We start from the raw sequence: 25,174 nt of genomic DNA, 5'->3' as shown, positions 1-25,174 counted from the left end.
GGTGCGAATCAGTGCAATTTCATGCGTGGCCGGACCAGCTTGCTGAAGCGGCCCGCCGTCAGCAGCATGAGGGTGCGCGGCCAGCCGTACAACGCCGCCTGATGCATGCGGTACAGGCCCACGTACATGAGCCGGGCCAGCCAGCCTTCGACGAAGAAGTTGCCGCCTTTCAGGTTGCCCATCAGCATGCCCACGGAGCTGTAGTTGGACAGCGACACCAGCGAGCCGTGGTCGCGGTAGCGGAACGGCTTGGGGTCGCGGTTCATGATCAGGCGCTGCAGGTTCTTGGCGGTGTGGCTGGCCATCTGCTGGGCGGCCTGGGCACGCGGCGGGATCGGTTTGTCGTCGCCGTCCGGCTTGAGAAAGGCGCAGTCGCCGACCACGAACACCCGGTCGTTGCCCTTCGCCTGCAGGGTCGGCGACACCTCGATCTGGTTGATCTTGTTGAGCGCGAAGCCTTCCAGTTTGCCGACGAAATCCGGGGCCTTGACGCCGGCGGCCCACACCATGAGGTCGGCGCTGATGGTTTCGTCGTCCTTGGTGATCAGCGCGTCCTCGGTGGCGCGCGCCACCATCACGCCGGTGCGCACCGACACGCCGAGGCCTTCCAGGCGCTCCTGGGCGGCGGCGGACACCCGCTCGGACAAGCCCGGCAGAATGCGCGGCAGCGCTTCCACCACCGTCACCTTGAGCTGCTTGCGGTCCAGGTGTTCGTGGCCGTACAGCTTGAGCATCGCCACCGCGTGGTGGATTTCCGCCGCCAGCTCGACGCCGGTGGCGCCGCCGCCGACGATCGCCACGGACACCGGCTCGTCGCGGTAGTTGGCGTGCAGGCAGGTGTTCATGAAGCGCTCGCGGAAGCGTTCCGCCTGGGCGCGGGTGTCCATGAACAGACAGTGGTCGCGCACCCCGGGGGTGCCGAAGTCGTTGCTCTGGCTGCCCACGGCGACCACCAGGTAGTCGTAGTAGAGGTTGCGCTCGGGCAGCACTTCCTCGCCCTGGGCATCGGTGATCGGCGCCAGGGTGATGGCGCGCTTGTCCTTGTCCACCCAGGTCATGCTGCCGGGTTCAAAGCGGTAGTGGTTCAGGCGGGCGTGGGCGCGGTAGTCCACCGCGTCCAGGTCCGCGTCAATGGCGCCGGTGGCGACTTCGTGGAAGCGCGGCTTCCAGACGTGCACGCTGCTGGCGTCCACCAGGGTGATATCGGCGTGCCCGAACTTGCCCAGTTTGCGTCCCAGCTGGGTGACCAGGGGCAGGCCGCCGGCGCCACCGCCGACCACCACGATCTTTGGTTTGCTCATTCAGGGGCTCCTTGCGTTAAGGCGGCCAGTCTAACGCCGCGCGGGCATGGCGTGAAATCGGGTTGTGGAGCGGGCCGCAACAAAAAAGCCCGCCGTCCGGCGGGCTTTTTTTTGAGCGGCACAGGCGCCGCTCAGGCCTTCGGGCCGGCGGCGCGGATCTCTTCCGCCACGTCGGCGTACTTGTCGGCGAAGTTGTTCTGGAACTGCTCGGCCAGGTCGCGGGCGCGGGCCTCGTAGTTCTCCGGCTCGGCCCAGGTGTTCTTGGGCTTGAGCAGCGTGTCGTCAACGCCGGGCACGGACTTGGGCACGTCCAGGTTGATGATGTCCAGGTGCTCGGTTTCGGCGTCGTCCAGCGCGCCACTGAGGATGGCGTTGACCACGCCCCGGGTGGTGGGAATGCTGAAGCGCTCGCCTTCGCCGTAGGGGCCGCCGGTCCAGCCGGTGTTCACCAGGTAGACCTTGGAGCCGAACTCGTCCACGCGCTTCATCAGCAGCTCGGCGTATTCGCCGGCGCGGCGCGGGAAGAAGGGCGCGCCGAAGCAGGTGGAGAAGGTGCTCTTGATGCCGTCGCCGGAACCCATTTCGGTGGAGCCGACCAGCGCGGTGTAGCCGCTCAGGAAGTGGTAGGCGGCGGCTTCACGGCTGAGCTTGGACACCGGCGGCAGCACGCCGGTCAGGTCGCAGGTCAGGAAGATGATGTGCTTGGGCTCGCCGCTGCGGTTTTCCAGTACCCGCTTGTCGATGTTTTCCAGCGGGTAGGCGGCGCGGGTGTTCTGGGTCAGCGAGACGTCGGTGTAATCCGGTTCGCGGGTTTCCTCGTTGAGGATCACGTTTTCCAGCACCGCGCCGAAGCGGATCGCGTCCCAGATCACCGGCTCGTTCTTCTGGCTCAGGTCGATGCACTTGGCGTAGCAGCCGCCTTCGATGTTGAACACCACGTCCTTGCCCCAGCCGTGCTCGTCGTCACCGATCAGGTAACGGTCCGGGTCGGCGGACAGGGTGGTCTTGCCGGTGCCGGACAGGCCGAAGAACAGCGCCACGTCGCCGTTCTCGCCGACGTTGGCGGAGCAGTGCATGGGCAGCACGTCTTTCTCGGGCAGCAGGAAATTCTGTACCGAGAACATCGCTTTCTTCATTTCACCGGCGTAGCGCATGCCGGCGATCAGCACCTTGCGCTGGGCGAAGTTGAGGATCACGCAGCCGTCGGAGTTGGTGCCGTCGCGCTGCGGGTCGCACTGGAAGTTCACCGCGTGAAGGATCTGCCACTCCTGCTTGTCGCGCGGGTTGAAGCGCTCCGGGCGGATGAACAGGGTGTTGGCGAACAGATTGTGCCAGGCGGTCTGCGCGGTCACTTTCACCGGCAGGTAGTGGTCGGTGTCGGCGCCCACATGCAGGTGAGAAACGAAGGTGTCGTCCTCGGTCACGAACGCGGCCACGCGATCCCAGAGCGCATCGAACTTGTCCGACGGGAAGGGACGGTTAATGGCGCCCCAGTGAATGTGCTCGGTGGTGCTGGGCTCGTCCACCACATAGCGGTCCATCGGGGACCGGCCGGTACGGTGGCCGGTTTCCACCACCAGCGCGCCATTGGCGGCGAGGTGGCCTTCGTTACGCTGAACGGCCAGCTCCACAAGCTGGGCCGGGCTGAGGTCGTTGTAGGTCATGGGATTGCTCATCGGTTCTTCCTGGGCTTATGTGGCCGGGCTCCTGACAGGCGCGCGATTATGACAGAAAAGGCGCGCAGTGGCGATGCCAGGGCGACCCGCCGGTCATCTTCTGTTACCTGTTGGCGGCGCCGGGGCCGGTCTCAAAGGCGGCGGATCAGCTCGGCCAGGTCCACCGCGTCGAAGTGCTGTTGGGACAGGCAGAAGTCGCAGGTGAGGGTGGCTTCGCCGTCTTCATCCAGCAGGGTTTTCAGCTCGTCGGCGCCGAGCGACAGCAGGGCGTTCTCGGTGCGCTCCCGCGAGCAGGTGCAGCCGAAGCGCAACGGCTGCGCCTCCGGCAGGCGCGGCGGGGTTTCGTGGAACAGCCGGCGCAGCACGGTTTCCGCCGGCAGGTCGAGCAGCTCTTCCATTTTCAGGGTGCCGGCCAGCGCTTCCAGGTGCTCCCACTGGTTCCGGTTGGCGTCGCGGCTCGCCACCTGGTCGGGCAGACGCTGCAGCATCAGGCCGGCGGCGCGGCCGTTGCCGGACGCCAGCCACAGGCGGGTGGGCAGTTGCTCGGACTGCTGGAAGTAGCCCTCCAGGCACTGCGCCAGGGTGTCGCCTTCCAGGGGCACGATGCCCTGGTACTGGCGGCCCTGGTCCGGGGTGATGGTGATCACCATGGTGCCGTCGCCGATCAGCGCGCCGATATTGGCGGCGGTGTCCAGCTCGCCGTCGTGGCGGGCCAGGGCGCGCAGCTGGCCGTCGTGGGTGCACTCCGCCAGCAGCAGCGACACCGGGCCGCGGCCCTGCGCCTGCAGGCTCAGCCGGCCGCTGAACTTGAGGGTGCCGGCAAGCAGCGCCACCGCGGCCACGGCTTCACCGACCAGGCCCTGCACCGCCAGCGGGTAGTCGTGGGTGCCGAGAATCGCTTCCAGGCTCTCGTCCAGGCGTACCAGTTCGCCGCGAATATCGGTCTCGGGAAACAGGAAACGTTGTTTGAAATCAGCGTTGTTCAAAGCTCACCTTCGTGGTTGCGGCGGAAACGCTGCAGATCGCGGCGTTCCTTTTTACTGGGTTTGTGGTCGGGCACCGGCGCCGCCATGCGGGCCAGGCGTTTCTGCTCGGCGGACTGCTGCCGGGCGGCCACGCTCTCTTCGGTTTCCCGGTACAGGCTTTCGGCCACCCGCGCCGGGCCCCGCTTGCTGGCCACCGCCTCCACCACCACGGTCCAGCGCTGGTCGCCCTTGCGGATGTCGAGCACGTCGCCGGGCTGCACCGCCTTGCTGGGCTTGGCCTTGGCGCCGTCGACCTGCACCTTGCCGCCCTCGATGGCCTGCTTGGCCAGGCTGCGGGTTTTGAAGAAACGGGCCGCCCACAGCCAGGAGTCGATGCGCGCCCCCTCGCTCACGGCAGCACCCGCAGGAAGTCGTCGATGGCCGGGAACGGGTCGGTGTGCTCCCGGGCCGGCAGGCTGGAATCCGGCTGGCGGATGCTGGCCAGATGGCCGAGGCCGAACAGGCGGCCGGAATGTAGCACCGGCAGGGAGTCGTCCACCAGCAGGGCCCGGGCCGGGTCGAACGGATGGCTGTGGCTCAGCTGCCGCCAGAACGCCTGGGCCTCCTTGGCGTGGCCGTAATCGTGGCTGGACACCAACGCATCGAAATAGCGGTCTATGCCGGTGCGCTCCAGCTTCAGATCCAGGGCGTCGCGGTGCGCGTTGGTCACCATGATCACCCGCTTGGGACCGCCGGCGAGGGCGGCCAGGAACGCCTCGGCGCCCGGCCGCACGGCGATGCGGTCGGCCGCTGCGCGCTTCAGCGCGCTGATGTTCAGCCCCAGCTCCCGGGTCCAGAAATCCAGGCAGTACCAGTTCAGGGTGCCCAGGTGGCTTTCGATCCAGTCGTGCAGAATCCGCTCCGCCTCGGCGTAATCCAGGCCGCGGCGGAGCGCGTACTGCTCGGGCACGTGGCGCTGCCAGAACCAGTTGTCGAAGGCCAGATCCAGCAGGGTGCCGTCCATGTCCAGCAGCACCGTGTCGATATTGTCCCAGTCGATCATTTACCCGCCTGTTTCAGCCCTGTTCAGCGATCGCACAGTATGCAATATCGGGGCGCGCGCCGAAATACAAAGCCTTGTGGGAGCGAGCCTGCTCGCGAAAGGCCGGCAAAGCCGGCCGGCGGGATTTCAGAAGAGTCTGAAAGCGGAGAACAAAGGAAGTCTCTGGAATCCTGCCGGGTGGCTATAAGCCACCCTTTCGCGGGCGGGGCCCGCTCCCACAAGCCGGATCGCCGCAGGCGAGGCGGGCTTTGCGGACGTTCTCTTCCAGATGGTGAGGATTGACGGTGCCGGCGATCACGGCGCTGACGCCGGCGGTGCCCAGCACCTTGTTGAGGCTGGCCTGCACCGGGTCGGGCAGGTCGTCGGCCAGGTGGCCGCTGGCGAAGGCTTTCTTGATCAGGATGCCCTTGTGGTGGGCGGCGGCGTGGTCGATCACCGGCCGCTCGTCGTCCTGCTTCAGGTTGTAGGTGACCATGGCCACGTCGCTGCGTTTCAGCGTTTCCAGGCCGCCGGCCACGGTTTTGGTGGACATGCCGATGGCGCGGATCAGGCCGGCCTGTTTCATCTCCTCCAGCGTTTCCAGGGCGCCGCTGCGCAGCACGTCCAGGTCGTTGCCGTCGGAGTGAATCAGCACGCAGTCCAGGTAGTCGGTGTTCAGCCGCCGCAGGCTGCGCTCCACCGAGGCCCGGGTGTGCGCCGGCGAGAAGTCAAAGTGGCTGTCGCCGTCGCTGAATTCCTCGCCCACCTTGGAGACGATCACCCAGTCCTGGCGGTTCGGCAGCAAGTGGCCGAGGCGCTCTTCGCTGCGGCCGTAGGCGGGCGCGGTATCGATCAGATTGATGCCCAGCTCGCGGGCGCGGGCCAGCAGGTCGCGCACCGCGTCGTCGTCGGGAATCGAAAACGGGGTGGGGTACTTCACCCCCTGGTCGCGGCCGATTTTGACCGTGCCCAGGCCCAACGCGCTGACGGTCAGGCCGGTGTCGCCCAGTTCGCGGAGAAACGCCATCAGCCTTGCTCCCCGAACAGGCGATGCCACTGCGGCCGGCCGATGTCGGCCCGTCGCAGCTCCCCCGGGATGGGCGGCAGCGGAGCGCCGGTTTCCAGGCCCCGTTCCTGGATCAGGGCTTCCACCCGGTCGCCCAGGTCCGGGGCCAGCGTCAGTTTGGTGGGCCAGGTGATGATCAGGTCCCGGTCGCGCCGGGCGTAGGCGTTGTCCGGCTTGGCCAGACCCTGCTGGCGCGGTTCGGCGCGGGCCACGTCCATCAGCGCCAGCTCGGCGTCGGCGAAGTCCAGCCAGGGGAACAGTTCGTCCAGTTCCCGGCGCGCCGCGTCCAGCTGCTGGGCGTCGCTGCGCTCCACGCCTTTCTCCGCCAGGTCGCCGCCCAGGTACCACACCAGGCTGCCGTCCTTCATATCGTGGGTGGTGACGGTGAGCCGGGGCTTGTTGCTGGTGCCCACGCAGTGGGCGTAGAGGCGGTGGCCGAGGCGGTGTTTCAGCAGCACCATTTTCAGGGGCCGGCTCTGCGCCGCTTCACTGGGAAACAGCTCGGCTTTTTGCGCGTCCTGCAGCAGGCCGGCGTTGCCTTCGCCGGCGGCCAGCACGGTCAGCTTCGGTTCGATGCGCACGCCGTCCAGCGCCGCCGCTTCCAGGCCGCGTTGGTTCCAGCTCAGCGGGTGGCGCGCCGGGTCGAAGTGCAGCAGACGGTCGCGCACCGGCGCGGTGAGCACCTCGAGCAGGCTTTCGGTGTCCACCACCAGATCGTCCAGGCGGTAGACCTGGCCCTTGAAACGGCGGTCCGCCAGGGCGGAGGGGAAGTCCGGGCGCTTCAGCTTTTCGATGCGCCCGCGCAGCATGCGGCTGGCGAAGAAGGTGGTCATGCGGCTGGCCACGGAACCGGCGGACCAGAGGTTCTGGGTGTCGCTGAGCACCCGCAGGCCGCTCAGATCCACCGGGCCCTGGCCGTCGATGGCCTGGCGCCAGCGGTCGGGCATGCCGGCGATGGCCTCCGATTCGCTGGAGAGGGTGCCGCCCAGGGCGTATTTCAGGCCGCCGTGGATAATGCCCTGGCTGGCCAGGGTCTGGGCGCCGCCCAGGGTGCCGGTCTCCAGCAGCAGGCACTGATAGCCGCGCTGCTGCAGGTGGTTGATCAGCCACAGGCCGGCGATGCCGCCGCCGAAGATCAGGATGTCCGGTTTCAACACCGGGGAAGTCACGCTCACGGTCATGGATCACCATCGATGGAATGCGCGGCTATGCTAGCATAGCCGGCCGGGTCGGACGTCAGGTGTCCGGCCTTCGAGGTCCGACGGAATCGCCCATGCGCTTGCTCTATTCGTTACTTTGGTACGCTTTGTTGCCGCTCCTGTTCGGTGGCGCGGCCGCCGCGCGCCGGCGTACCGGCGCCGCTGGCGGGAGCGTCTGGCCCTGGGGCTGGGGCGCGGCCGGCTGCGCGGCAGCGTCTGGATTCACGCCGTGTCCGTGGGCGAAACCCTGGCGGCGGCGCCGCTGATCGAGGCGTTGCTGGCGCGCCACCCGGACACGCCGCTGGTGGTGACCACCACCACGCCCACCGGTTCGGAACGGGTCCAGGCGCTGTTCGGGGACCGGGTCACCCACGTCTATTGCCCCTGGGAGCTGCCCGCCGCCTACCGGCGTTTCTGGCGCGCCTTTGATCCGCGCTTGGTGGTGATTCTGGAAACCGAGCTGTGGCCCAACCTGTGCGCCGCCGCCAAGGCCCACGGGGCGCGACTGTTGCTGATGAACGGGCGCCTGTCGGAGAACAGCTACCGCGGCTACCGGCGCCTGCCGAAGCTGGTGCGGCCGATGCTGGCGCGTTTCGATCTGCTGGCGGTGCAGACCCGGGCGGAAGCGGACCGCTTCCAGGCGCTGGGCGCCGACCCGGAGCGGATCCGCGTTAACGGCAGCGTTAAATTCGATCTCACCCTCGATGATTCGCTGCGCGACCAGGCGGCGGCGCTACGCCAGCGCTTCGCGGCGCGGCCGGTGTGGATCGCGGCCAGCACCCACCCCGGCGAGGACGAGCCGGTGCTGGCGGCCCACCGCCGGTTGCTTGAGCGGCATCCCGACGCGCTGCTGATGCTGGTGCCCCGCCACCCGGAGCGTTTCGACGAGGTGGCCGGGCTGGCCGCCCGGCACGGCATGACCGTGGCCCGGCGCAGCCGGGGCGACCAGGTGGACGCGGCGGTGAATCTCTATCTGGCGGACACCATGGGCGAGTTGCTGATGCTGTTCGGTGCCGCCGACGTGGCCTTCGTGGGCGGTTCGCTGGTGCCGGTGGGCGGCCACAATCTGCTTGAGCCGGCGGCCTGGGGGGTGCCGGTGCTGACCGGACCACGGCTGCATAATTTCACCGCCATCGCGGATCTGCTGGACCGGGCCGGGGCCTTGTCACGGGTGACCGATGAGGACGTTCTGGCGTCGCGGGTCGGCGCCCTGCTGGACGACGCCGGCGAGCGCCGGCGTCTGGGCGAGGCGGCGGCGGCCGTGGTGGCCGCCAACCGGGGCGCGCTTCAGCGCGGCGTGACCATCTGCTCTTCGCTCTGGCCTTCCAGGTCCGGATTGTAGAGATCCAGGGTTTCCTGGTCGGACAGCCATTCGTTCACCGCCACCAGATCTTCCACATCCAGCTCGCCGGCCGCTGATTTCAGGGTCAGGGTGTCGAGGATGTAGTCGTAGCGGGCGTTGGCGTAGTCCCGCTGGGCGGCGTACAGCGCCTGCTGGGCGTTGAGCACGTCGACCACGTTGCGGGTGCCCACTTCGTAGCCGGACTGGGTGGCTTCCAGAGCGGAACGGGTGGAGCGGATCGCCTGGCGGCGGGCTTCCACGCGCAGGGCGTCGGCTTCCACGGTGCGGTAGAAGGTGCGCGCCTGCTGGCTGATGTCGCGAATCGTCTGCTGGTACCGCTGGCCGGCGGCGTCGGCGAGCAGGGCCGCCTGCTTGCGCTGGCTGTTGAGGCCGCCACCGCGGAACAGCGGCACGGTTACTTCAATGCCGATAGTCTTTGAATTAGTGTCCGGTTGCGTCGAGTAGAATTGCGTGAGTTGATTGCCGGGGTCGCCCCCCGAGACGCTTGGATCGGTATTGTGGTTGTGTTGATACTCAGCGAACAACTGAACCTTTGGAAGCATGGCCCCCAGTTGTCGGTCGGCCGTAAAACCCGCTGCTTTGGCGCTGTAGCGGGCGGCGAGAATCTGCGGATTCTGGTACGCGGCCTTATCGATCCAGGCGTTCATTTTTGACGGTTGCGGCCCCTCCATCGGCAGATCGTCGCGCAACTCCGCCAGCGTCTCCCATTTACGACCAGTGAGTGTTTCTAACTGGTCGCGGGCGATATCGAATTCCTGCTCGGCGACGATCAGGTTCACCCGGGCCAGGTCGTAGGCGGCGCGCGCTTCTTCCACATCGGTGCTGGCCACCAGGCCCACATCGAAACGTTCCTGGGATTGTTCCAGCTGCCGGCTGATCGCCTTCTCCTCGGCCTGGGCGGACACCAGGGTGTCCCAGGCGCGCAGCACGCCGAAGTAGCCCTGCGCCACGCGCAGCACGAAATCCTGGCGGGACTGGTAGAACTCGGCCTGGGCTACGGAGGTCAGCGACTTGGCTTCCTTGTAGCCGTAGAAGGCATCCAGGCGGAACAGCGGTTGCGTTAGCGTCACCGAGGTGGAACGGGATCTACCGTCTATCTCCAGGTCACCCGTCGATTCGTAGGTTTGGTTGATTTCCGAATGGCGGTGGCTGGCATCGATGGTCGGCAGCAGCGCGGCCCGCCCCTGTACCAGCGTTTCCTGATCCGCTTCCCAGGTCTGGCGGTCGGCGCGCCAGGTACCGTCGTAATCCCAGGCGGCGTTGGCGACATTGGTGAGGTCCGCGGCCTGGGCGCCGCCCGCGGCCAGGGTGGCCAGCAGCAGACTCAGGGGCGTTATCGGGCTCCGCTTCATTGCATTGTCCATGGTTGGTAACGGTTTTTTTTAAAGGTGAACTGGCCAGTATGGTAATGGCAAGTAAAAGGGATTGACACTCCTGTTGCCTACCGGTTCCGGTCACACGGGTGCGGTTGTTCGACTTTGAGGCGCTGGCGTATAGTGTTGGCGTTCGCCCAGCCCGTGTTGGGCCAGTGTCATGCTGGCCTTAACGACCGGCGGCGCCTTCCTCCCCACTTACACCACTGCCTGGAGGCCGACCGTGCCAGACGAGCAACGTCACGCCGTATCCAACGCCATTGATGAAGCCTGCCAACCCATCGCCGGTTCAAGAAAAATTTATGTGACCGGCAGCCGGCAGGACATCCGGGTGCCGATGCGTGAAATCCGTCAACATCCGACGCCCCTGGCCGGCGGCAAGTTCGAGGATAACCCGCCCCTGGCGGTTTACGATACCTCCGGCCCCTATACCGACCCGGATGCGAAGATTGATATCCGCAAGGGCCTGGAGCCGGTGCGCGCCGCCTGGATCGAGGAGCGCGGCGACAGCGAGCAGCTGGACGGCCTGACCAGCGAATACGGCCGCCGGCGCGCCCGGGACCTGGCCACCGAGGGGCTGCGCTTCCCGCATATTCGCGCGCCGCGCCGCGCCAAGGCCGGCCGCAACCTGTCGCAGATGCACTATGCCCGCCAGGGCATCGTCACCCCGGAGATGGAATACATCGCCATCCGGGAAAATCAGAAGCTGCGTGAGCACCGCGACGCGGGCCTGCCCACCGATCAGCATCCCGGGCAGAGTTTCGGCGCCTCGATTCCCGCCGAGATCACCCCGGAATTCGTCCGTGACGAGGTGGCCCGTGGCCGCGCGGTGATTCCCGCCAACGTGAATCACCCGGAAATCGAGCCGATGATCATCGGCCGTAACTTCCTCACCAAGATCAACGCCAACATCGGCAACTCGGCGGTGACCTCCTCGATCGAGGAAGAAGTGTCCAAGATGACCTGGGCCACCCGCTGGGGCGGCGACACGGTGATGGACCTGTCCACCGGCCAGAACATCCACGAAACCCGCGAATGGATTCTGCGCAACTCGCCGGTGCCGATCGGCACCGTGCCGATCTACCAGGCCCTGGAAAAGGTCAACGGCGTCGCCGAGGACCTGACCTGGGAGATCTACCGCGACACGCTGATCGAGCAGGCCGAGCAGGGCGTGGACTACTTCACCATCCACGCCGGCGTGCTGCTGCGCTATGTGCCGATGACCGCCAAGCGCGTTACCGGCATTGTCTCGCGCGGCGGTTCGATCATGGCCAAGTGGTGCCTGGCGCACCACAAGGAGAGTTTCCTCTACACCCATTTCGAGGAAATCTGCGAGATCATGAAGGCCTACGACGTCACCTTCAGCCTCGGTGACGGCCTGCGCCCCGGCTCGGTGGCCGACGCCAACGACGAAGCGCAGTTCTCCGAGCTGCGCACCCTGGGCGAGCTCACCAAGATCGCCTGGAAGCACGACGTGCAGGTGATGATCGAAGGCCCCGGCCACGTGCCCATGCACATGATCAAGGAAAACATGGACGAGCAGATCAAGCATTGCGACGAGGCGCCGTTCTATACCCTGGGCCCGCTGACCCTGGATATCTCCCCGGGCTACGACCACATCAGCAGTGCCATCGGCGCCGCCATGATCGGTTGGTACGGCACCGCCATGCTCTGCTACGTGACGCCCAAGGAGCATCTCGGCCTGCCCAACCGGGATGACGTGAAGGAAGGCATCATCACCTACAAGATCGCCGCCCACGCCGCGGATCTGGGCAAGGGCGTGCCCGGCGCCCAGCTGCGCGACAACGCCATTTCCAAGGCGCGCTTCGAATTCCGCTGGGAAGATCAGTTCAACCTGGGGCTGGACCCGGACCGGGCGCGCGCCTTCCACGATGAAACGCTGCCCAAGGAAGCCCACAAGGTGGCGCACTTCTGTTCCATGTGCGGACCCAAGTTCTGCTCCATGAAGATCAGCCAGGAAGTGCGCGACTACGCCGCGGCCCAGGAGGCCGAGGAGGGCATGCAGGAAAAATCCCGGGAATTCATGGAAAAGGGGGCGGAGCTTTATCACAAAGCCGATGAATGACCCCACGCCGCAATTCACCGCCGGGGACGTGGAAGTCCTGAAACGAGAGACCCCGTTCCAGGGCTTCTTCCGCCTGGACCGGCTGCATCTGCGCCACCGCCTGTTCGAAGGCGGCTGGAGCGGCACCATGCAGCGCGAACTGTTCGTGCGCCCGCCGGCGGCGGCGGTGCTGCCCTACGACCCGCAACGGGGTGAAATTCTGATGGTCGAGCAGTTCCGGGTCGGCGCCCTGGACTGGCGCGATACCCCCTGGTGTCTGGAATTGATCGCCGGTCTGGCGGACAAGGAAGGCGAGCCGGTGGCCGACCTGGTGCGCCGCGAGGCGCGCGAAGAGGCGGGCGTGGAAATCGGTGAGATGAAGCGCGTGGCCCACTACATGCCCAGCCCCGGCGGCTCCAACGAGCGCCTGCAGGTGTTCGTGGGGCGCACCGATCTGAGCAACGCCGGCGGCGTGCACGGCGTGGTCGAGGAAAACGAGGACATCCGCGTGGTGGTGCGCCCGGTGTCCGAGGTGGAGGCCCTGCTGCGCAGCGGCCGGGTGGACAACGCCGCCTCGCTGATCACCCTGCAGTGGCTGCTGCTGCACCGTGACACGCTGGACCGGGAATGGGGCGCTGCATCATGAGCCGTCCGCGCCGCTACCGCCTCGACTTCCGCGACCTGATGGCGCAGTGCGAGTGGAACTACGCCCGCCTGCTGCCGCTGATGCGCGCGCTCGGCGACGACGACAGTCTGGACGTGTCGCTTGGCGAAGAGCGTCCGCGCACGGTCAGCATCCGGGTTCTGGAGCGGGCGCCGTACACCACCACCCTGCGTTTCGAGGATCAGGCCCTGCACGACGCCATGCCGGCGCCCCGGCTGACGGTACGTTTGTACCACGATGCCCGGGTGGCGGAAGTCACCGAGGCGACGCCGTTCCGGCGGGTGCAGGCCCGCTATCCGTACCCCAACAGCCACATGCACCAGCGCGACGAAAAAGCCCAATGGAACCGCTTTCTGGGCGAATGGCTGGCCCATGTGCATGATTTTGGCCGTGCCTCCGGTGAGCCCTGGCGGCGTTCCGGCACCGAATAAAACGAGCAATGGTTCCGAATTCGGAACCGCCTTCCTGGCCAACTGCCATCATCTTCGATATAACCGACTAACGTCTTATTTTCCTGGGGGGAAAGGGCGGGCCGATGTTTGGCCGAGGCGGGGCCGGCGCGATTGGGACGCGCGGGTATCGGGATCATGATTACAACGGGAGCGGGGATTTTGACGCATCCGGTTCAGCCGCTGCGGGTAGTGCAGCTGTCCGATTTTCACCTTTTCGCGGATACCGACGGCAAGCTTTTGGGCCTGAACACGCAGTTCAGTCTCGAGGCGGTGCTGGACCGGGTGCGCCGCGAACAGCCTGATATGGACCTGATACTCGCCACCGGCGATCTGTCGCAGGACGGCTCCTACGAGTCCTACCAGCGGTTGGCGAAAACCCTGTCCGGGTTTCGCGCGCCGATCTACTGGCTGGAGGGCAACCACGATAAGCCGGCGCCCATGCTGCGCGCCCTGCGCGGCCAGGATAACCGGGTCAGCCCGTGCGTGGCGGACATCGGCAACTGGACCCTGGTGCTGCTGGATTCCACCATTCCCGGCGAGGTGCCCGGCGACCTGTTCGACGAGGACCTCAAGTTCCTGGACGACGCCCTGCGCGACGCCGCCGGCGAGCATCTGCTGGTGTGCCTGCACCACCACCCGGTGCCGATGGGCAGCGAATGGCTGGACACCCAGCTGGTGGGCAGCGCGGAACGCTTCTTCGAGGTGATCGACGCCCACCCCCGGGTGCGCGGCATCCTCTGGGGCCATGTGCACCAGGAATACGACGACACCCGCAACGGCGTGCGGCTGCTGGCGGTGCCCAGCACCTGCGTGCAGTTCAAACCCGGCAGCGCGGATTTCGCCGTGGACGACACCAGCCCCGGTTACCGCTGGCTGGATCTGCACGCCGACGGCGGCATCGATACCGCCGTCAGCCGGGTGGAAGGCATCCACTTCGAAGTGGATATGTCGGTGAAGGGCTACTGAACCAGTTAACAGTTGATAGTTGACAGTTGATAGTGAAGAGTGAGGCCGTTTACGCGACCGGGTGCGCCTCATGTCCGACATATCCCTGATTTATATCCACGGTTTCAACAGTTCGCCGCAATCCTGGAAGGCCGGGGTGCTGCGCGACTACTTCGAGCGTCACGGCGCCGGGCACCGGTTGCACGTACCGGCGCTCGACCCGCAGCCCAGGAAAGCCATGGCGACCCTGGAAGCCACCATCGCCGGGGCCGGCCCGGTGGCGTTGCTGGGTTCGTCCCTGGGTGGCTTCTACGCCACCTGGCTGGCCGAGCACCACGATCTGGTCACCACGGTGGTCAATCCGGCGGTCCGCCCCTGGCGACTACTGGACAAATACACAGGTATCAATCATAACTACCACAGCGGCGAGGCGTACCAGTTCGATCCCGCCTGGCTCGATGAGCTCCGCCACTACCAGGTCGAGGAGATCAGCAAGCCCGAGCAGATGCTGCTGCTGACCCAGACCGGCGACGAATCGCTGGACTGGCGCGAGGGCTGGGAATATTACGCCGACTGCCACCTGTTCCGGGGCCTGGGCGGCAGCCACGGTTTTGATGACTTCGACGCCTTTATTCCGCTAGTGTTGCGCTTTTGCGGCATTCGCCTGACGCCGGATACCTGAATTCATATCGATTAGAGATTTATGGCCAACACCTATACCTCCGAGAATATCGAGGTCCTTTCGGGCCTGGAGCCGGTGCGTAAACGCCCGGGTATGTACACCGACACCAGCCGTCCCAACCACCTGATCCAGGAAGTGGTGGACAACTCCGTGGACGAGGCCCTGGCCGGACACGCCAAAAGCATTCGCGTCACCCTGCTCAAGGACGGTGGCGTGGAAGTGGAAGACGACGGCCGGGGCATGCCGGTGGATCCGCACCCGGTGCAGAAGAAGCCCGGTGTGGAAGTGATTCTGGCGACGCTGCACGCCGGGGGTAAATTCTCCAACAAGAACTACCAGTTCTCCGGCGGTCTGCACGGCGTCGGCGTGTCGGTGGTCAACGCCCTGTCGAAAAAGCTGGAAGTGTTCGTCAAACGCGACGGCGAGGTGCACCGCATCGAATTCGCCGGCGGTGAGAAAACCGCCGACCTGGAAGTGGTCGACACGGTGGGCAAGCGCAACACCGGCACCATGATGCGTTTCTGGCCGGACGAAAAATATTTCGATTCGCCGAACATTTCGGTGCCGCGCCTGCGCCATCTGCTGCGCGCCAAGGCGGTGCTGTGTCCCGGGCTGCTGGTGACCCTGGAGAACAAGCAGACCGACGAGACCGAAACCTGGCAGTTCGCCGACGGTCTGGTGGAATACCTGGTCGACAGCACCCGGGGCTGGGAGCGCGTGCCCGCCGAGCCGTTCGAGGGCGCCATGAACGGCGACACCGAGGCGGTGGACTGGGCGGTGCTGTGGCTGCCCGAAGGCGGCGAACTGGTCACCGAGTCCTACGTGAACCTGATTCCCACCACCCAGGGCGGCACCCATGTGAACGGGCTGCGCTCCGGGCTGCTGGAAGCGATGCGCGAGTTCTGTGAATTCCGCAACCTGCTGCCGCGCGGCGTCAAACTGACCCCCGAAGACATCTGGGACCGGGCCTGCTACGTGCTCAGCGTCAAAATGCAGGACCCCATGTTCGCCGGCCAGACCAAGGAGCGGCTCAGCTCTCGGCAGACCGCGCCGTTCGTGTCCGGGGTGGTCAAGGACGCGTTCTCCCTGTGGCTCAACCAGCACACCGACGAAGCCGAACGGCTCGCCGACCTGTGCATCAACAACGCCCAGAAGCGGCTGCGCGCCGCCAAGAAAGTCACCCGCAAGAAAGTCACCAGCGGCCCGGCGCTGCCCGGCAAGCTGGCGGACTGCACCAGTGACGACCCGGCGCAAAGTGAAATCTTCCTGGTGGAAGGGGACTCCGCCGGCGGCTCCGCCAAGCAGGCCCGCGACCGGGTCTACCAGGCGATCATGCCGCTGCGCGGCAAGATCATGAACACTTGGGAAGTGGACCCGGCGGAGGTGCTGGGCAGCCAGGAAATCCACGACATCGCCGTGGCCCTGGGCATCGAGCCCGGCAGCGACGATCTGGGCGGGCTGCGCTACGGCAAGGTGTGCATCCTCGCCGACGCGGACTCCGACGGCTTGCACATCGCCACCCTGCTGTGCGCTCTTTTCCTGCGCCACTTTCCGGCGCTGGTGCGCGGCGGCCATGTGTTCGTGGCGATGCCGCCGCTGTACCGCATCGACGTGGGCAAGGACGTCTATTACGCCCTGGATCAGGAGGAGCGCGCCGGCGTGCTGGACCGCATCAAGGCGGAAAAGAAACGCGGCAAGGTCAGCGTCACCCGCTTCAAGGGCCTGGGCGAGATGAGCCCCATGCAACTGCGCGAAACCACCATGGCCCGCGACACCCGCCGGCTGGTGCGCCTGAGCGTGGACGGCGCCGACGACACCCATCAGTTGATGGACATGCTGCTCAGCAAGAAGCGCGCCTCCGACCGCAAGAACTGGCTGGAAGAGAAAGGCAACCTGGCGGAAGTATAAAAGATGGCAGACGATTTCGAAGACCTGTCCCTCAGGGACTACACCGAAAAAGCGTACCTGGACTACTCCATGTACGTGATCATGGACCGGGCGTTGCCGAAGATCGGCGACGGCCTGAAGCCGGTGCAGCGGCGCATTGTCTACGCGATGAGCGAGCTGGGCCTGAAGAGCACCGCCAAGTATAAAAAGTCCGCCCGTACCGTGGGCGACGTGCTGGGTAAGTTCCACCCGCACGGCGACTCCGCCTGTTACGAGGCCATGGTGTTGATGGCGCAGCCGTTCAGCTACCGCTACCCGCTGGTGGACGGCCAGGGCAACTGGGGCAGCCCGGACGACCCGAAATCCTTCGCCGCCATGCGTTACACGGAATCCAAGCTGGCGCCGTACGCGGAAGTGCTGCTCGCCGAACTGGGCCAGGGCACGGTGGAATGGGTGCCCAACTTCGACGGCACCATGGACGAGCCCAAGCTGCTGCCGGCGCGGCTGCCCAATGTGCTGCTCAACGGCACCACCGGCATCGCCGTGGGCATGAGCACCGACATCCCGCCGCACAACCTTCGCGAGGTGGCGCAGGCCTGCATTCACTTGCTCAAGGATCCGGGCGCCTCCCTGGACGACCTGCTCGAATACATCAAAGGCCCGGATTTCCCCACCGAGGCGGAAATCATCACGCCGCGCAACGACATCATCCGCATGTACGCGGAAGGCAAGGGCAGCCTCAAGCAGCGCGCCGTCTACGAGCGCGAGGAAAACGACATCGTGATCACCGCGCTGCCCTATCAGGTGTCCGGCGCCAAGGTGCTGGAACAGATCGCCGACCAGATGCAGAAGAAAAAGCTGCCCATGGTCAGCGACCTGCGCGACGAATCCGACCACGAAAACCCCACCCGTCTGATCATCACGCCGCGCTCCAACCGGGTGGATATCGCGCAACTGATGGGCCACCTGTTCGCCACCACCGACCTGGAAAAGAATTACCGGGTCAATCTGAACATGATCGGCATCGATGAGCGTCCCCAGGTGAAAAGCCTGGACATGATTCTCAACGAGTGGCTGCAGTTCCGCATGGTCACCGTGCGCCGGCGTCTGCAGCACCGTCTGGACAAGGTGCTGGACCGCCTGCACCTGCTGGAAGGTTTGTTGATCGCCTATCTGAACATCGATGAGGTGATCGAGATTATCCGCCGCGAAGACGCGCCCAAGCCGGTGCTGATGGAGCGCTTCGGGCTCAGCGACCGCCAGGCGGAAGCGATCCTGGAGCTGAAGCTGCGCCATCTGGCCAAGCTCGAGGAAATGAAGATCAAGGGCGAGCAGGATGAGCTCGCCGAGGAACGGGACAAGCTGGAAGAGACCCTGGGGTCACCGGCGAAAATGAAGAAACTGATCGCCAAGGAACTCAAGGAAGACGCCGAAAACTTCGGCGACGACCGCCGCTCACCGCTGGTCGAGCGCAACGACGCCAAGGCCCTGGACGAAGCGGACCTGGTGGGCGCCGACCCGGTCACCGTGGTGCTTTCGGAAAAAGGCTGGGTGCGTTCCGCCAAGGGCCACGACGTGGATGTGGTGGGCCTGAGCTATAAAGCCGGCGACAAATATCTGGCGTCCGCGCGCGGCAAATCCAACCAGCCGGTGTGCTTCCTGGACACCACCGGGCGCAGCTACTCGCTGCTGGCGCACACCCTGCCCAGCGCGCGCGGCCAGGGTGAGCCCCTGTCCGGCCGGGTCAGCCCGCCTTCCGGCGCCGGTTTCGTGGCCGCCATCATGGGGCAGGAAAAAGACGCCTACCTGATGAGCACGGATGCGGGTTACGGTTTCGTGGTGCGTTACGCGGACCTGCTGGCCAACAAGAAAGCCGGCAAGAGCGTGCTGAACGTGCCCAAGGGCGCCAAGGTGCAGCCGCCACGCCCGGTCAAGGACCCGCAGACCGACCTGATCGCGCTGGTCTCCAATGAAGGCCGCCTGCTGGTGTTCCCGGTGCGCGACCTGCCGGAAATGTCGCGCGGCAAGGGCAACAAGATGATGGCGATTCCCGGCGGCCGCGTCGCCGAACGCGTCGAGTTCGTGCAGGACGTGCAGGTGCTCGGCCCCGACGACACCCTGGTGATCTACGCCGGCAAACGTCATCTCAACCTCAAGGCCAGCGACCTGGAGCACTACTTCGGCGAGCGCGGCCGGCGCGGTGCCAAACTGCCGCGCGGCTTCCAGAACGTGGACGTGATGACGGTGGAAGCCCGCTGACGGGCCCCTCGGGGCCTATAAACAATTCAATACAAGTACGGTCTTGGGCCTGTGGATCGGGTTGGCTATGATCCAGATTCATCTTGGGGAGAGGGAGTTCGCCTGATGCGGGCCTTGCTGACCGGTGCCACCACGTTCTTGCTGTTGTTGCTGAACACACTGACGTTGATCGGCCCGATGATGCTGATCGCGCTGTTTAAAGTGGTGCTGCCCGGCAAGCAGGCCAAGGCCGCCTGCTCCCGGGGCGTGATGTGGATCGCCGAGACCTGGGCGGAAATCTGCAAGGCGATCTTCGCGCTGATGACGCCCACCCGTTGGGATATCCGCGGTGACCAGAACCTGCGCAGCGACACCTCCTACCTGGTGGTCTGCAACCATCAGTCCTGGGTGGACATCGCCGCCCTGGTGCAGACCTTCAATCGTAAAACCCCGTACTTCAAATTCTTCCTCAAGAAAGAGCTGATCTGGGTACCGTTTCTGGGGCTGGCGTTCTGGGCCCTGGACTACCCGTTCATGAAGCGCTACTCCAAAGAGCTGCTGGAAAAGCGCCCGGAGCTCAAAGGCAAGGATCTGGAGATCACCAAGGCGGCGTGCGAGAAGTTCGCGGACATGCCGGTGACCGTGGTTAATTTTCTCGAGGGCACCCGCTGCACCCCGGAAAAGCAGGCCCGGCAGCAATCCCCCTACAAGCATCTGCTGCGGCCCAAGGCCGGCGGCGTGGCGTTCGTGATGGCGGCGCTGGGCGATGATCTGGATGCGCTGCTGGACGTGACCATTGCCTATCCGGAGGGCAAGCCGCCCGGTTTCTGGGCGCTGCTCAGCGGTCAGTTGGAGCGGGTGATCATCGACGTGCGCACCCACAGCCTGGACCCGGCCCTGTGGGCCGGCGATTACCAGGAGGACGCGGAGTTTCGCGCCGGCGTGCAGCGCTGGGTGAGCGATCTCTGGGAACAAAAAGACGCCCGTATCGAGCGTCTTCAGAAGGAGTGGTGACCGCCGGGCGCCCGCCCGGCGATGCGGCTCAGAAGCGGAAGGTGGCCGCCAGGTAGGGACCGCCGATCTCGAGATCGGAGTCCAGGCCGCTGACGTCGTCCAGTTCCACTTCCAGGCGGGAGTAGCCCGCTTTCACGCCCAGCAGGAAGTCCGACTGCCAGCCGATGTGCGCGTCGAAATCACGCATGCCGCTGCCGTCGTACTCAATCGCGTTGATTTCCCCGCCCACGTACACGCCGGTCAACGGCAGGTTGGCGCGTACCGCGCCGTGGGCCAGCGGGAAGGTTTCACTGGCGCTTTCAGTGGCCTGTTGGCCGGCACCGGTGATAGTGAAATCCGCGTCCATCTGCCGCACGGTCAGGCCCAGGTCCAGCTTCACCACATTGTCCAGCGGGCTCCAGTAGAAGGTGCCGTCGAGCATCTCCATGTCGTAATCGGAATTCACGTTATCGGCGAAGGTCTGCCCGTTGAACGTGATCGGATCGACCAGAGTGTTGCTGGCGTCGTCGGAGAGGTCCATGTAGCGCAGGCGCACATTGGGCAGCACCGGAACCGCATGTTCCAGGCCCACGTAGAGCACGGTCTGGTCGGAGTCGTCGAAGCCCAGATCGTCCTCCATGTCGATGTCGTTGCTGCCGGAGGCGATGCTGCCGGAGGTGTCCGGGCTCCAGGCGTAGCCGCCGGCGTAAACGTCGACAAGCGGCGCCGCCTGTGCAAAGGGCGCGGCGGAGAGCGCGGCCAGGCCGGCCATCAGGGTGATTTTTTTCATAATACAGGGTCCTCTGTCTCTAATAAGAAAGCATCAAAGCGCACCGGGTCAGTATTGCATTCACCCCGCCGCATACCAAGTGGGACGATTCTGGTAAGCTGCGCCGCTGCCAACGTCGAGCGCCGTGCGTACCGTACCGCGCGGCGGCCCCAAGAAAGAGTGAAGCCATGTTTCTCGATGAAATGCCCGAGGGCTTCCGCTATCCGCAGCCGGAAGACGAACAGGACAAACAACTGCTGGCCCGCATCGAACGCAAAGGCTGGCATCACCTCAGCGTGGACGGCGCCGCCGGCGAGCCGGGCTATGCCTTCACGCTGGGGCACTTCCTCAAGCGGGACCACCCGGAACTGATCGTGGTGGGCCTCAAGGACACCCTGGCCAGCCGCCTGCTGGACAGCGCCGCCGTGGGCATCACCGGCCTGGGGCGCCGTCTGCGGCCGTTCCAGGTCTATGGCGATATCGCCGACGGCCTGGAGGTGGTGTTCCTGCCGGTGGCGCTGCCCGCCTACAACGAGTATCTGGGCTACGCCAACTGGTTCTACGCCGACCTGCCGGCGCCGTACCCGGCGCTGCAGATGGTGTGGCCGGACCCGAACGGGGTGTTTCCCTGGCAACCCGGTTATGATGCCCGCTTCCGCCGCGCCCAGCCGCTGCTCGGCGAGGCGCCCGAGGGGCCGTCGCTGCAGTAGCGCGCCGTGGAATAGGCAGGCGGGCCCCGGCTCCGTTATCCTCGTACCTGAATTTTCGTTATTGGAACCCCCATGGCTAATTCGTTGCAGGATCAGCTCCTTAAATCGGGGCTGGCGGACAAAAAGAAGGCGCGCCGCGCCAAGCAGCAGAAGAAGGAAGACGCCAACCGCGCCAAGCGTGGCGAGATCGAGCTGGAGGACCCGGCCGAGCGAGCCCGCCGCCAGCGCGCCGAGCAGGCCGAAAAAGACCGCCAGCTGGAAGCGGAGCGTCACCGGCAGCAGCGTGAGCGGGAAATCGTCGCGCAGATTCGTCAGCTGATCGAGACTCACCGTCTGGATCGCGCCCGGGGCGAGGTGGCCTACCAGTTCGTGCAGGACAAGAAGATCAAGAAGCTGCACGTCACCGAGCCGCAGCGCGACCAGCTGGCGCGCGGCCAGATCGCCATCGTCGCCCTGGGCGAGGGCCACGAGCTGGTGCCCACCACAGTGGCGGAGAAAATCCGCCAGCGCGACGAGGCCGCCGTGGTCCTGCTCAACGACCGCAACGTCCAGGACGAAGACGACCCCTACGCGGATTACCCGATCCCCGACGACCTGATGTGGTAACGCGATGACCGCCCCAGGCACGCTCCTTGGTACCCTGCGCACCCTGACGGTGCTTAAACGCATACCCGCGGGTTTGTTGCTGGACGGCGAAGACCTCGGCGAAGTGCTGCTGCCCGCCCGCGAGCTGGCCGACGACGCCGCCGACGTCGAAGCACTGGAAGTGTTTCTCTACGAGGACGGCGACGGCCGCCCCCGCGCCACCCTGGGCCGCCCCAAGGCGATGCCCGGGGAAGTGGCGCGCCTGCGCGTGGTCGACACCAGCCGCGTGGGCGCATTCCTGGACTGGGGCCTGCCCAAGGATCTGTTGCTGCCGTTCGCCGAGCAGGGCAACCGCCCGGAGGTGGGCCGCTGGCAACTGGTCAAGGTGGTGCGCGACCGGGACGGCCGGCCGTTCGCCAGCGCCCTGCTGGACCGCCATCTGGAAGACACCTGCGACGCCTACCGCCAGGGCGACTCGGTGCCGCTGATGGTGGTGCAAAGCACCGACCTGGGCTACAAGGTGGCGGTGGACAACCGCTACTGGGGCCTGCTGCAGGCACCGCCCGGCGTGGCGCCCCCGCGCCCCGGCCAGCGCTTCACCGGCTATGTGCAGCGTCTGCGCGCCGACGGCCGTCTCAGCCTGACGCTGGACCCGCCCGGCGCCGCCAAAAGCGATCAGCTCGGCGAGCGCATCCTGGCGCGGCTGGAAGCGTCCGACGGTTTCCTGGCCCTGGGCGACAAAAGCAGCCCGGAGGCGATCCGCGCCGCCTTCGGGTGCAGCAAGAACGCCTTTAAGCAGGCCATCGGTAAGCTCTACAAAGCGGGGCGTATCGCCATCGAGCGCGACGGCATTCGCCGCCTTTGAGCCGCCCGGGCCGGACGCTTACAGCGCGCCGGCCAGACGCTCCACCGCCCAGACGGTGGCGATGGCGATAATCGCCACCGAGCCGATCGGCACGAACCAGCGCCGGTAGGCGGCGGTGCGCCGTACCAGGAACGCCGCCGGCACGAAGATCAACACGATCAGCGCCTGGCCGGCTTCCACCCCCAGATTGAAGCCCAGCAGGGTCAGCACCAGGCTGCCGCCGTCCAGGCCCAGATCGGCGAGCACGGCGGCGAAGCCGAGCCCGTGGATCAGACCGAACACCAGAGCCATGACCCAGCGGCGCGGGAAGTACTGCGGCGCCAGATTGCTGGCCGCGCCCAGGCCCACGGTGATGGCGATCGCCGACTCCACCAGCCAGGACGGCAGATTCACCAGCCCCAGGGAGGCCAGCGCCAGCGTCAGCGAATGGGTCACGGTGAAGGCGGTGACGATGCCCAGGGTGGTGAGCAGGGCCTCGCGCATGGACTCCTTGGGCCGCCAGGCGCCCTGGCGCCACACCAGCACCGCCGGGAACAGCAGCGTCAGCAGAAACAGAATGTGGTCGTAGCCGATCAGAATATGATGCACGCCCTGACGGAAGAAGGTGGCCAGCGCGGCCAGGCCGCCGTCGCCGTCGCGGCTCAGGGTTTGCTCGCGGTGCTGGTTGCTGAGCGCCACCGGCTGACCGGGCTGATCCCCGTAGCGTACTTCCACCAGGCCCTGGTGGCTGGCGTCGCGGTCGAACAGCAGCCGGTAGTTCAGTGTCAGCGACAGTGGCGACAGGCCGCAGTCGCCCGTCAGCAGGAACACCGCATAGGTGCCGTCCACATGGTCGTCCACTTTGAGGCCGTCACTGTCGAGTGTGCAGACCTGCTCGCGGTCGCCATCCCGGGCGGTTACCGTCAGCCGGCTGAGAATATGGTCTTCCAGTTCCGCGCGCCGCGCTTTCAGTTCGTCCCAGGTGACCCGGGCATCGCGGTTCTGATCCACGCCCACGGCCCGCTCCAGGTCGCGCAGCGCGATATCCCACTGTCCGGACAGGGCGCCGCCGTCTTCCACGTTGATGGTCAGGTAACTGTCACTGGGTTTGTGCCCCAGCGCCAGGGTGGGAAGGATCAGTAGCAGTACGGTAATAAGCTTGATCATGACCCGGCCTCCGTACCGTTATCCAGGAACGGCGCCAGACGACTGTCCTGCACGCCGTGCTCGGCGATAAAGGTGCGCACCTCATCCGCCGCGCCGGGCTCGCCGGCGGCCCGCGCCGCCGCCAGGTAGATGTGCATGTCGGCGGGTTCTTTCTGGGTGCGCCAGTTCGCCCGCGCCAATGCCAGGGCTTCTGCCGGGTCGTCTTCCACCACCAGGGTGAAGCGCGCCAGTTCGCGCAAATGCGCGTACTCCGCGCTGCGTTGCGCCGCCGCCATCCGATCGCGGAACTGTTGCGCCCAACGGTCGGCGCGGCGGTCCCCGGCGTCGATGCCGGCGATCGCCAGGCGCAGCAAGGCGCCGTCCTGGTCGACATAGTCTTCCAGCACATCGATGGCCGCGTCGGGGCGCGACTCGGCGAGCAGGAAATCCGCGTAAAGGTGCCGCAGGTAGCGGTCCTCGGGGTCCAGCGCTCGTCCCCGCTGGATGTGCGCGCGGGCGGCGTCCAGGTCGCCCTTCTGCCAGGCCATTTCAGCCAGGCGGGTCTGCATCCACACCGCCACATTGTCGGCCACGTCGCCGGCGCCGTCCGCGTACCGGCTCAACCGGGCGTAGGCGGGCTCGAGCCCGCCGTTGAGCGCCAGCACACTGGCCTGGCAGGTGAGGGCGGCCGCCGTCGGCACCAGGGTGGCGGCACGGCGGCAGGCTTGCAGGCTTTCTTCATACTGCCCCTGGACCTGGGTGATCACCGCCAGCGTCAGCCAGCCTTGGCCGAGGCGTGGATTTTGCGCCAGGGCCTCCCGCAGCTGGTGGCGGGACTGGGTGAAGCGGTGTTCCCCCTGCGCGATGGTGGCGGCCAGCACCAGCACCGAAGGCGGCGCGTCGGACCCCTGCAGCCACGGCGACAGGGTGGCGCTGGCGTAGCCCAGATAACGGGGGTCGCCCTCGCGCCGCGCCGCCTGGATATACAGGCGTGCCAGCTGTTCCGCGCTGTCGCGGTCGCGTGGGTCGTCCGCCAGCTTTTCCTGAAGGGCATCGGCCCCGTCGAGAATGCTGGGGGTCGGCAGGCGCTGGAGGACCTGATCGTCGGTCTCGGGGGTATAGGGCGCCGCCACGGCAGGGTTGCCGAAAGCGCCGCCCGCAAAAAGGAACAGCCCCGGCAGCGCGAGCCGCCGGAGCTGTTGCAGGATA

At 66.2% G+C, this 25,174-nt stretch carries 23 protein-coding genes; 12 read left to right on the top strand and 11 right to left on the bottom strand.

What is annotated here, in order from left to right:
* Nucleotides 1-8 precede the first annotated feature (8 nt).
* The 7 genes from ISO4_RS00190 to ISO4_RS00160 form a co-directional block, all read right to left on the bottom strand.
* On the bottom strand, nt 9-1,301 hold the full coding sequence (locus ISO4_RS00190; protein ID WP_142947477.1) for an NAD(P)/FAD-dependent oxidoreductase: 1,293 nt from the start codon (nt 1,299-1,301) through the stop codon (nt 9-11).
* Between the two features lie 131 nt (nt 1,302-1,432).
* A complete protein-coding gene (locus ISO4_RS00185; protein ID WP_194854746.1) occupies nt 1,433-2,977 on the bottom strand; it encodes a phosphoenolpyruvate carboxykinase in 1,545 nt (514 codons plus the stop codon).
* Between the two features lie 131 nt (nt 2,978-3,108).
* Entirely contained in the window at nt 3,109-3,963 is an 855-nt protein-coding gene (gene hslO / locus ISO4_RS00180) for an Hsp33 family molecular chaperone HslO (protein ID WP_194854745.1), read from the bottom strand.
* The gene (locus ISO4_RS00175) at nt 3,960-4,355 is read right to left on the bottom strand and encodes an RNA-binding S4 domain-containing protein (RefSeq protein ID WP_142947474.1); all 396 of its coding nucleotides are present in this window, start codon (nt 4,353-4,355) and stop codon (nt 3,960-3,962) included. The genes hslO and ISO4_RS00175 overlap by 4 nt, the downstream gene beginning before the upstream one ends.
* The gene (gene yrfG, locus ISO4_RS00170) at nt 4,352-5,005 is read right to left on the bottom strand and encodes a GMP/IMP nucleotidase (protein WP_194854744.1); all 654 of its coding nucleotides are present in this window, start codon (nt 5,003-5,005) and stop codon (nt 4,352-4,354) included. The genes ISO4_RS00175 and yrfG overlap by 4 nt, the downstream gene beginning before the upstream one ends.
* Before the next feature lie 181 nt (nt 5,006-5,186).
* Nucleotides 5,187-6,011, bottom strand: coding sequence for an aldo/keto reductase (locus tag ISO4_RS00165; protein ID WP_194854743.1), 825 nt, complete (start codon nt 6,009-6,011; stop codon nt 5,187-5,189).
* Complete coding sequence (locus ISO4_RS00160) at nt 6,011-7,225, bottom strand: FAD-dependent oxidoreductase (protein WP_323745310.1); 1,215 nt, start codon at nt 7,223-7,225, stop codon at nt 6,011-6,013. Before ISO4_RS00160 ends, ISO4_RS00165 begins: the two co-directional genes overlap by 1 nt.
* Nucleotides 7,226-7,346: 121 nt before the next feature.
* On the opposite strand from ISO4_RS00160, the gene waaA reads away from it, so the two are divergent.
* Entirely contained in the window at nt 7,347-8,591 is a 1,245-nt protein-coding gene (waaA, locus tag ISO4_RS00155; RefSeq protein WP_323745309.1) for a lipid IV(A) 3-deoxy-D-manno-octulosonic acid transferase, read from the top strand.
* Here waaA and ISO4_RS00150 read toward each other — a convergent pair.
* Complete coding sequence (locus ISO4_RS00150; protein ID WP_194854741.1) at nt 8,537-9,964, bottom strand: TolC family outer membrane protein; 1,428 nt, start codon at nt 9,962-9,964, stop codon at nt 8,537-8,539. The genes waaA and ISO4_RS00150 overlap by 55 nt on opposite strands.
* A 244-nt stretch (nt 9,965-10,208) precedes the next feature.
* Here ISO4_RS00150 and thiC point away from each other — a divergent pair, with 244 nt between their 5' ends.
* From thiC to ISO4_RS00110, 8 genes are all read left to right on the top strand, one after another.
* Entirely contained in the window at nt 10,209-12,071 is a 1,863-nt protein-coding gene (thiC, locus tag ISO4_RS00145; RefSeq protein ID WP_142947469.1) for a phosphomethylpyrimidine synthase ThiC, read from the top strand.
* Entirely contained in the window at nt 12,064-12,696 is a 633-nt protein-coding gene (locus ISO4_RS00140) for an NUDIX domain-containing protein (protein ID WP_194854740.1), read from the top strand. The genes thiC and ISO4_RS00140 overlap by 8 nt, the downstream gene beginning before the upstream one ends.
* Nucleotides 12,693-13,145: a DUF1249 domain-containing protein gene (locus tag ISO4_RS00135; RefSeq protein WP_142947467.1), complete on the top strand. Its 453-nt coding sequence runs from the start codon at nt 12,693-12,695 to the stop codon at nt 13,143-13,145. The genes ISO4_RS00140 and ISO4_RS00135 overlap by 4 nt, the downstream gene beginning before the upstream one ends.
* A gap of 180 nt (nt 13,146-13,325) precedes the next feature.
* Entirely contained in the window at nt 13,326-14,132 is an 807-nt protein-coding gene (gene cpdA, locus ISO4_RS00130) for a 3',5'-cyclic-AMP phosphodiesterase (RefSeq protein WP_228547805.1), read from the top strand.
* Nucleotides 14,133-14,202: 70 nt separating this feature from the next.
* Nucleotides 14,203-14,793, top strand: coding sequence for a YqiA/YcfP family alpha/beta fold hydrolase (locus ISO4_RS00125; protein ID WP_194854738.1), 591 nt, complete (start codon nt 14,203-14,205; stop codon nt 14,791-14,793).
* Nucleotides 14,794-14,814: 21 nt separating this feature from the next.
* The gene (gene parE / locus ISO4_RS00120; protein WP_194854737.1) at nt 14,815-16,701 is read left to right on the top strand and encodes a DNA topoisomerase IV subunit B; all 1,887 of its coding nucleotides are present in this window, start codon (nt 14,815-14,817) and stop codon (nt 16,699-16,701) included.
* 3 nt (nt 16,702-16,704) lie between these two features.
* The gene (parC, locus tag ISO4_RS00115) at nt 16,705-18,939 is read left to right on the top strand and encodes a DNA topoisomerase IV subunit A (RefSeq protein WP_194854736.1); all 2,235 of its coding nucleotides are present in this window, start codon (nt 16,705-16,707) and stop codon (nt 18,937-18,939) included.
* A gap of 105 nt (nt 18,940-19,044) precedes the next feature.
* Nucleotides 19,045-19,932: an acyltransferase gene (locus ISO4_RS00110; protein ID WP_194854735.1), complete on the top strand. Its 888-nt coding sequence runs from the start codon at nt 19,045-19,047 to the stop codon at nt 19,930-19,932.
* A gap of 28 nt (nt 19,933-19,960) precedes the next feature.
* Here ISO4_RS00110 and ISO4_RS00105 read toward each other — a convergent pair whose 3' ends face one another.
* Entirely contained in the window at nt 19,961-20,701 is a 741-nt protein-coding gene (locus ISO4_RS00105; RefSeq protein WP_194854734.1) for a TIGR04219 family outer membrane beta-barrel protein, read from the bottom strand.
* 167 nt (nt 20,702-20,868) lie between these two features.
* On the opposite strand from ISO4_RS00105, the gene ISO4_RS00100 reads away from it, so the two are divergent.
* From ISO4_RS00100 to ISO4_RS00090, 3 genes are all read left to right on the top strand, one after another.
* The gene (locus ISO4_RS00100; protein WP_194854733.1) at nt 20,869-21,390 is read left to right on the top strand and encodes a DUF4262 domain-containing protein; all 522 of its coding nucleotides are present in this window, start codon (nt 20,869-20,871) and stop codon (nt 21,388-21,390) included.
* A 72-nt stretch (nt 21,391-21,462) separates the two neighbouring features.
* Nucleotides 21,463-21,996: a DUF2058 domain-containing protein gene (locus tag ISO4_RS00095; protein ID WP_142947459.1), complete on the top strand. Its 534-nt coding sequence runs from the start codon at nt 21,463-21,465 to the stop codon at nt 21,994-21,996.
* Between the two features lie 4 nt (nt 21,997-22,000).
* Nucleotides 22,001-22,840, top strand: coding sequence for a CvfB family protein (locus ISO4_RS00090; RefSeq protein WP_194854732.1), 840 nt, complete (start codon nt 22,001-22,003; stop codon nt 22,838-22,840).
* Between the two features lie 18 nt (nt 22,841-22,858).
* On the opposite strand, the gene ISO4_RS00085 is transcribed toward ISO4_RS00090, so the two are convergent.
* A complete protein-coding gene (locus ISO4_RS00085) occupies nt 22,859-23,986 on the bottom strand; it encodes a HupE/UreJ family protein (protein ID WP_194854731.1) in 1,128 nt (375 codons plus the stop codon).
* Nucleotides 23,983-25,098: a tetratricopeptide repeat protein gene (locus ISO4_RS17205; protein WP_194854730.1), complete on the bottom strand. Its 1,116-nt coding sequence runs from the start codon at nt 25,096-25,098 to the stop codon at nt 23,983-23,985. The genes ISO4_RS00085 and ISO4_RS17205 overlap by 4 nt, the downstream gene beginning before the upstream one ends.
* Between the last annotated feature and the right edge of the window lie 76 nt (nt 25,099-25,174).

Origin of the sequence: Alloalcanivorax venustensis ISO4 (genome assembly GCF_015356855.1) — a bacterium.
GTDB lineage: Bacteria > Pseudomonadota > Gammaproteobacteria > Pseudomonadales > Alcanivoracaceae > Alloalcanivorax > Alloalcanivorax venustensis.
Note: the sequence above shows the minus strand (reverse complement) of the source record. Positions and strands in the feature narration are given on the sequence as shown.

What these genes read in the sequence shown, in the direction of transcription:
- ISO4_RS00190 (WP_142947477.1), bottom strand. Translation starts at nt 1,301, where the DNA reads ATGAGCAAACCAAAGATCGTGGTGGTCGGCGGTGGCGCCGGCGGCCTG.
- ISO4_RS00185 (WP_194854746.1), bottom strand. Translation starts at nt 2,977, where the DNA reads ATGAGCAATCCCATGACCTACAACGACCTCAGCCCGGCCCAGCTTGTG.
- yrfG (WP_194854744.1), bottom strand. Translation starts at nt 5,005, where the DNA reads ATGATCGACTGGGACAATATCGACACGGTGCTGCTGGACATGGACGGC.
- ISO4_RS00165 (WP_194854743.1), bottom strand. Translation starts at nt 6,011, where the DNA reads ATGGCGTTTCTCCGCGAACTGGGCGACACCGGCCTGACCGTCAGCGCG.
- ISO4_RS00150 (WP_194854741.1), bottom strand. Translation starts at nt 9,964, where the DNA reads ATGAAGCGGAGCCCGATAACGCCCCTGAGTCTGCTGCTGGCCACCCTG.
- ISO4_RS00140 (WP_194854740.1), top strand. Translation starts at nt 12,064, where the DNA reads ATGAATGACCCCACGCCGCAATTCACCGCCGGGGACGTGGAAGTCCTG.
- ISO4_RS00135 (WP_142947467.1), top strand. Translation starts at nt 12,693, where the DNA reads ATGAGCCGTCCGCGCCGCTACCGCCTCGACTTCCGCGACCTGATGGCG.
- ISO4_RS00125 (WP_194854738.1), top strand. Translation starts at nt 14,203, where the DNA reads ATGTCCGACATATCCCTGATTTATATCCACGGTTTCAACAGTTCGCCG.
- parE (WP_194854737.1), top strand. Translation starts at nt 14,815, where the DNA reads ATGGCCAACACCTATACCTCCGAGAATATCGAGGTCCTTTCGGGCCTG.
- parC (WP_194854736.1), top strand. Translation starts at nt 16,705, where the DNA reads ATGGCAGACGATTTCGAAGACCTGTCCCTCAGGGACTACACCGAAAAA.
- ISO4_RS00110 (WP_194854735.1), top strand. Translation starts at nt 19,045, where the DNA reads ATGCGGGCCTTGCTGACCGGTGCCACCACGTTCTTGCTGTTGTTGCTG.
- ISO4_RS00105 (WP_194854734.1), bottom strand. Translation starts at nt 20,701, where the DNA reads ATGAAAAAAATCACCCTGATGGCCGGCCTGGCCGCGCTCTCCGCCGCG.
- ISO4_RS00100 (WP_194854733.1), top strand. Translation starts at nt 20,869, where the DNA reads ATGTTTCTCGATGAAATGCCCGAGGGCTTCCGCTATCCGCAGCCGGAA.
- ISO4_RS00095 (WP_142947459.1), top strand. Translation starts at nt 21,463, where the DNA reads ATGGCTAATTCGTTGCAGGATCAGCTCCTTAAATCGGGGCTGGCGGAC.
- ISO4_RS00090 (WP_194854732.1), top strand. Translation starts at nt 22,001, where the DNA reads ATGACCGCCCCAGGCACGCTCCTTGGTACCCTGCGCACCCTGACGGTG.
- ISO4_RS00085 (WP_194854731.1), bottom strand. Translation starts at nt 23,986, where the DNA reads ATGATCAAGCTTATTACCGTACTGCTACTGATCCTTCCCACCCTGGCG.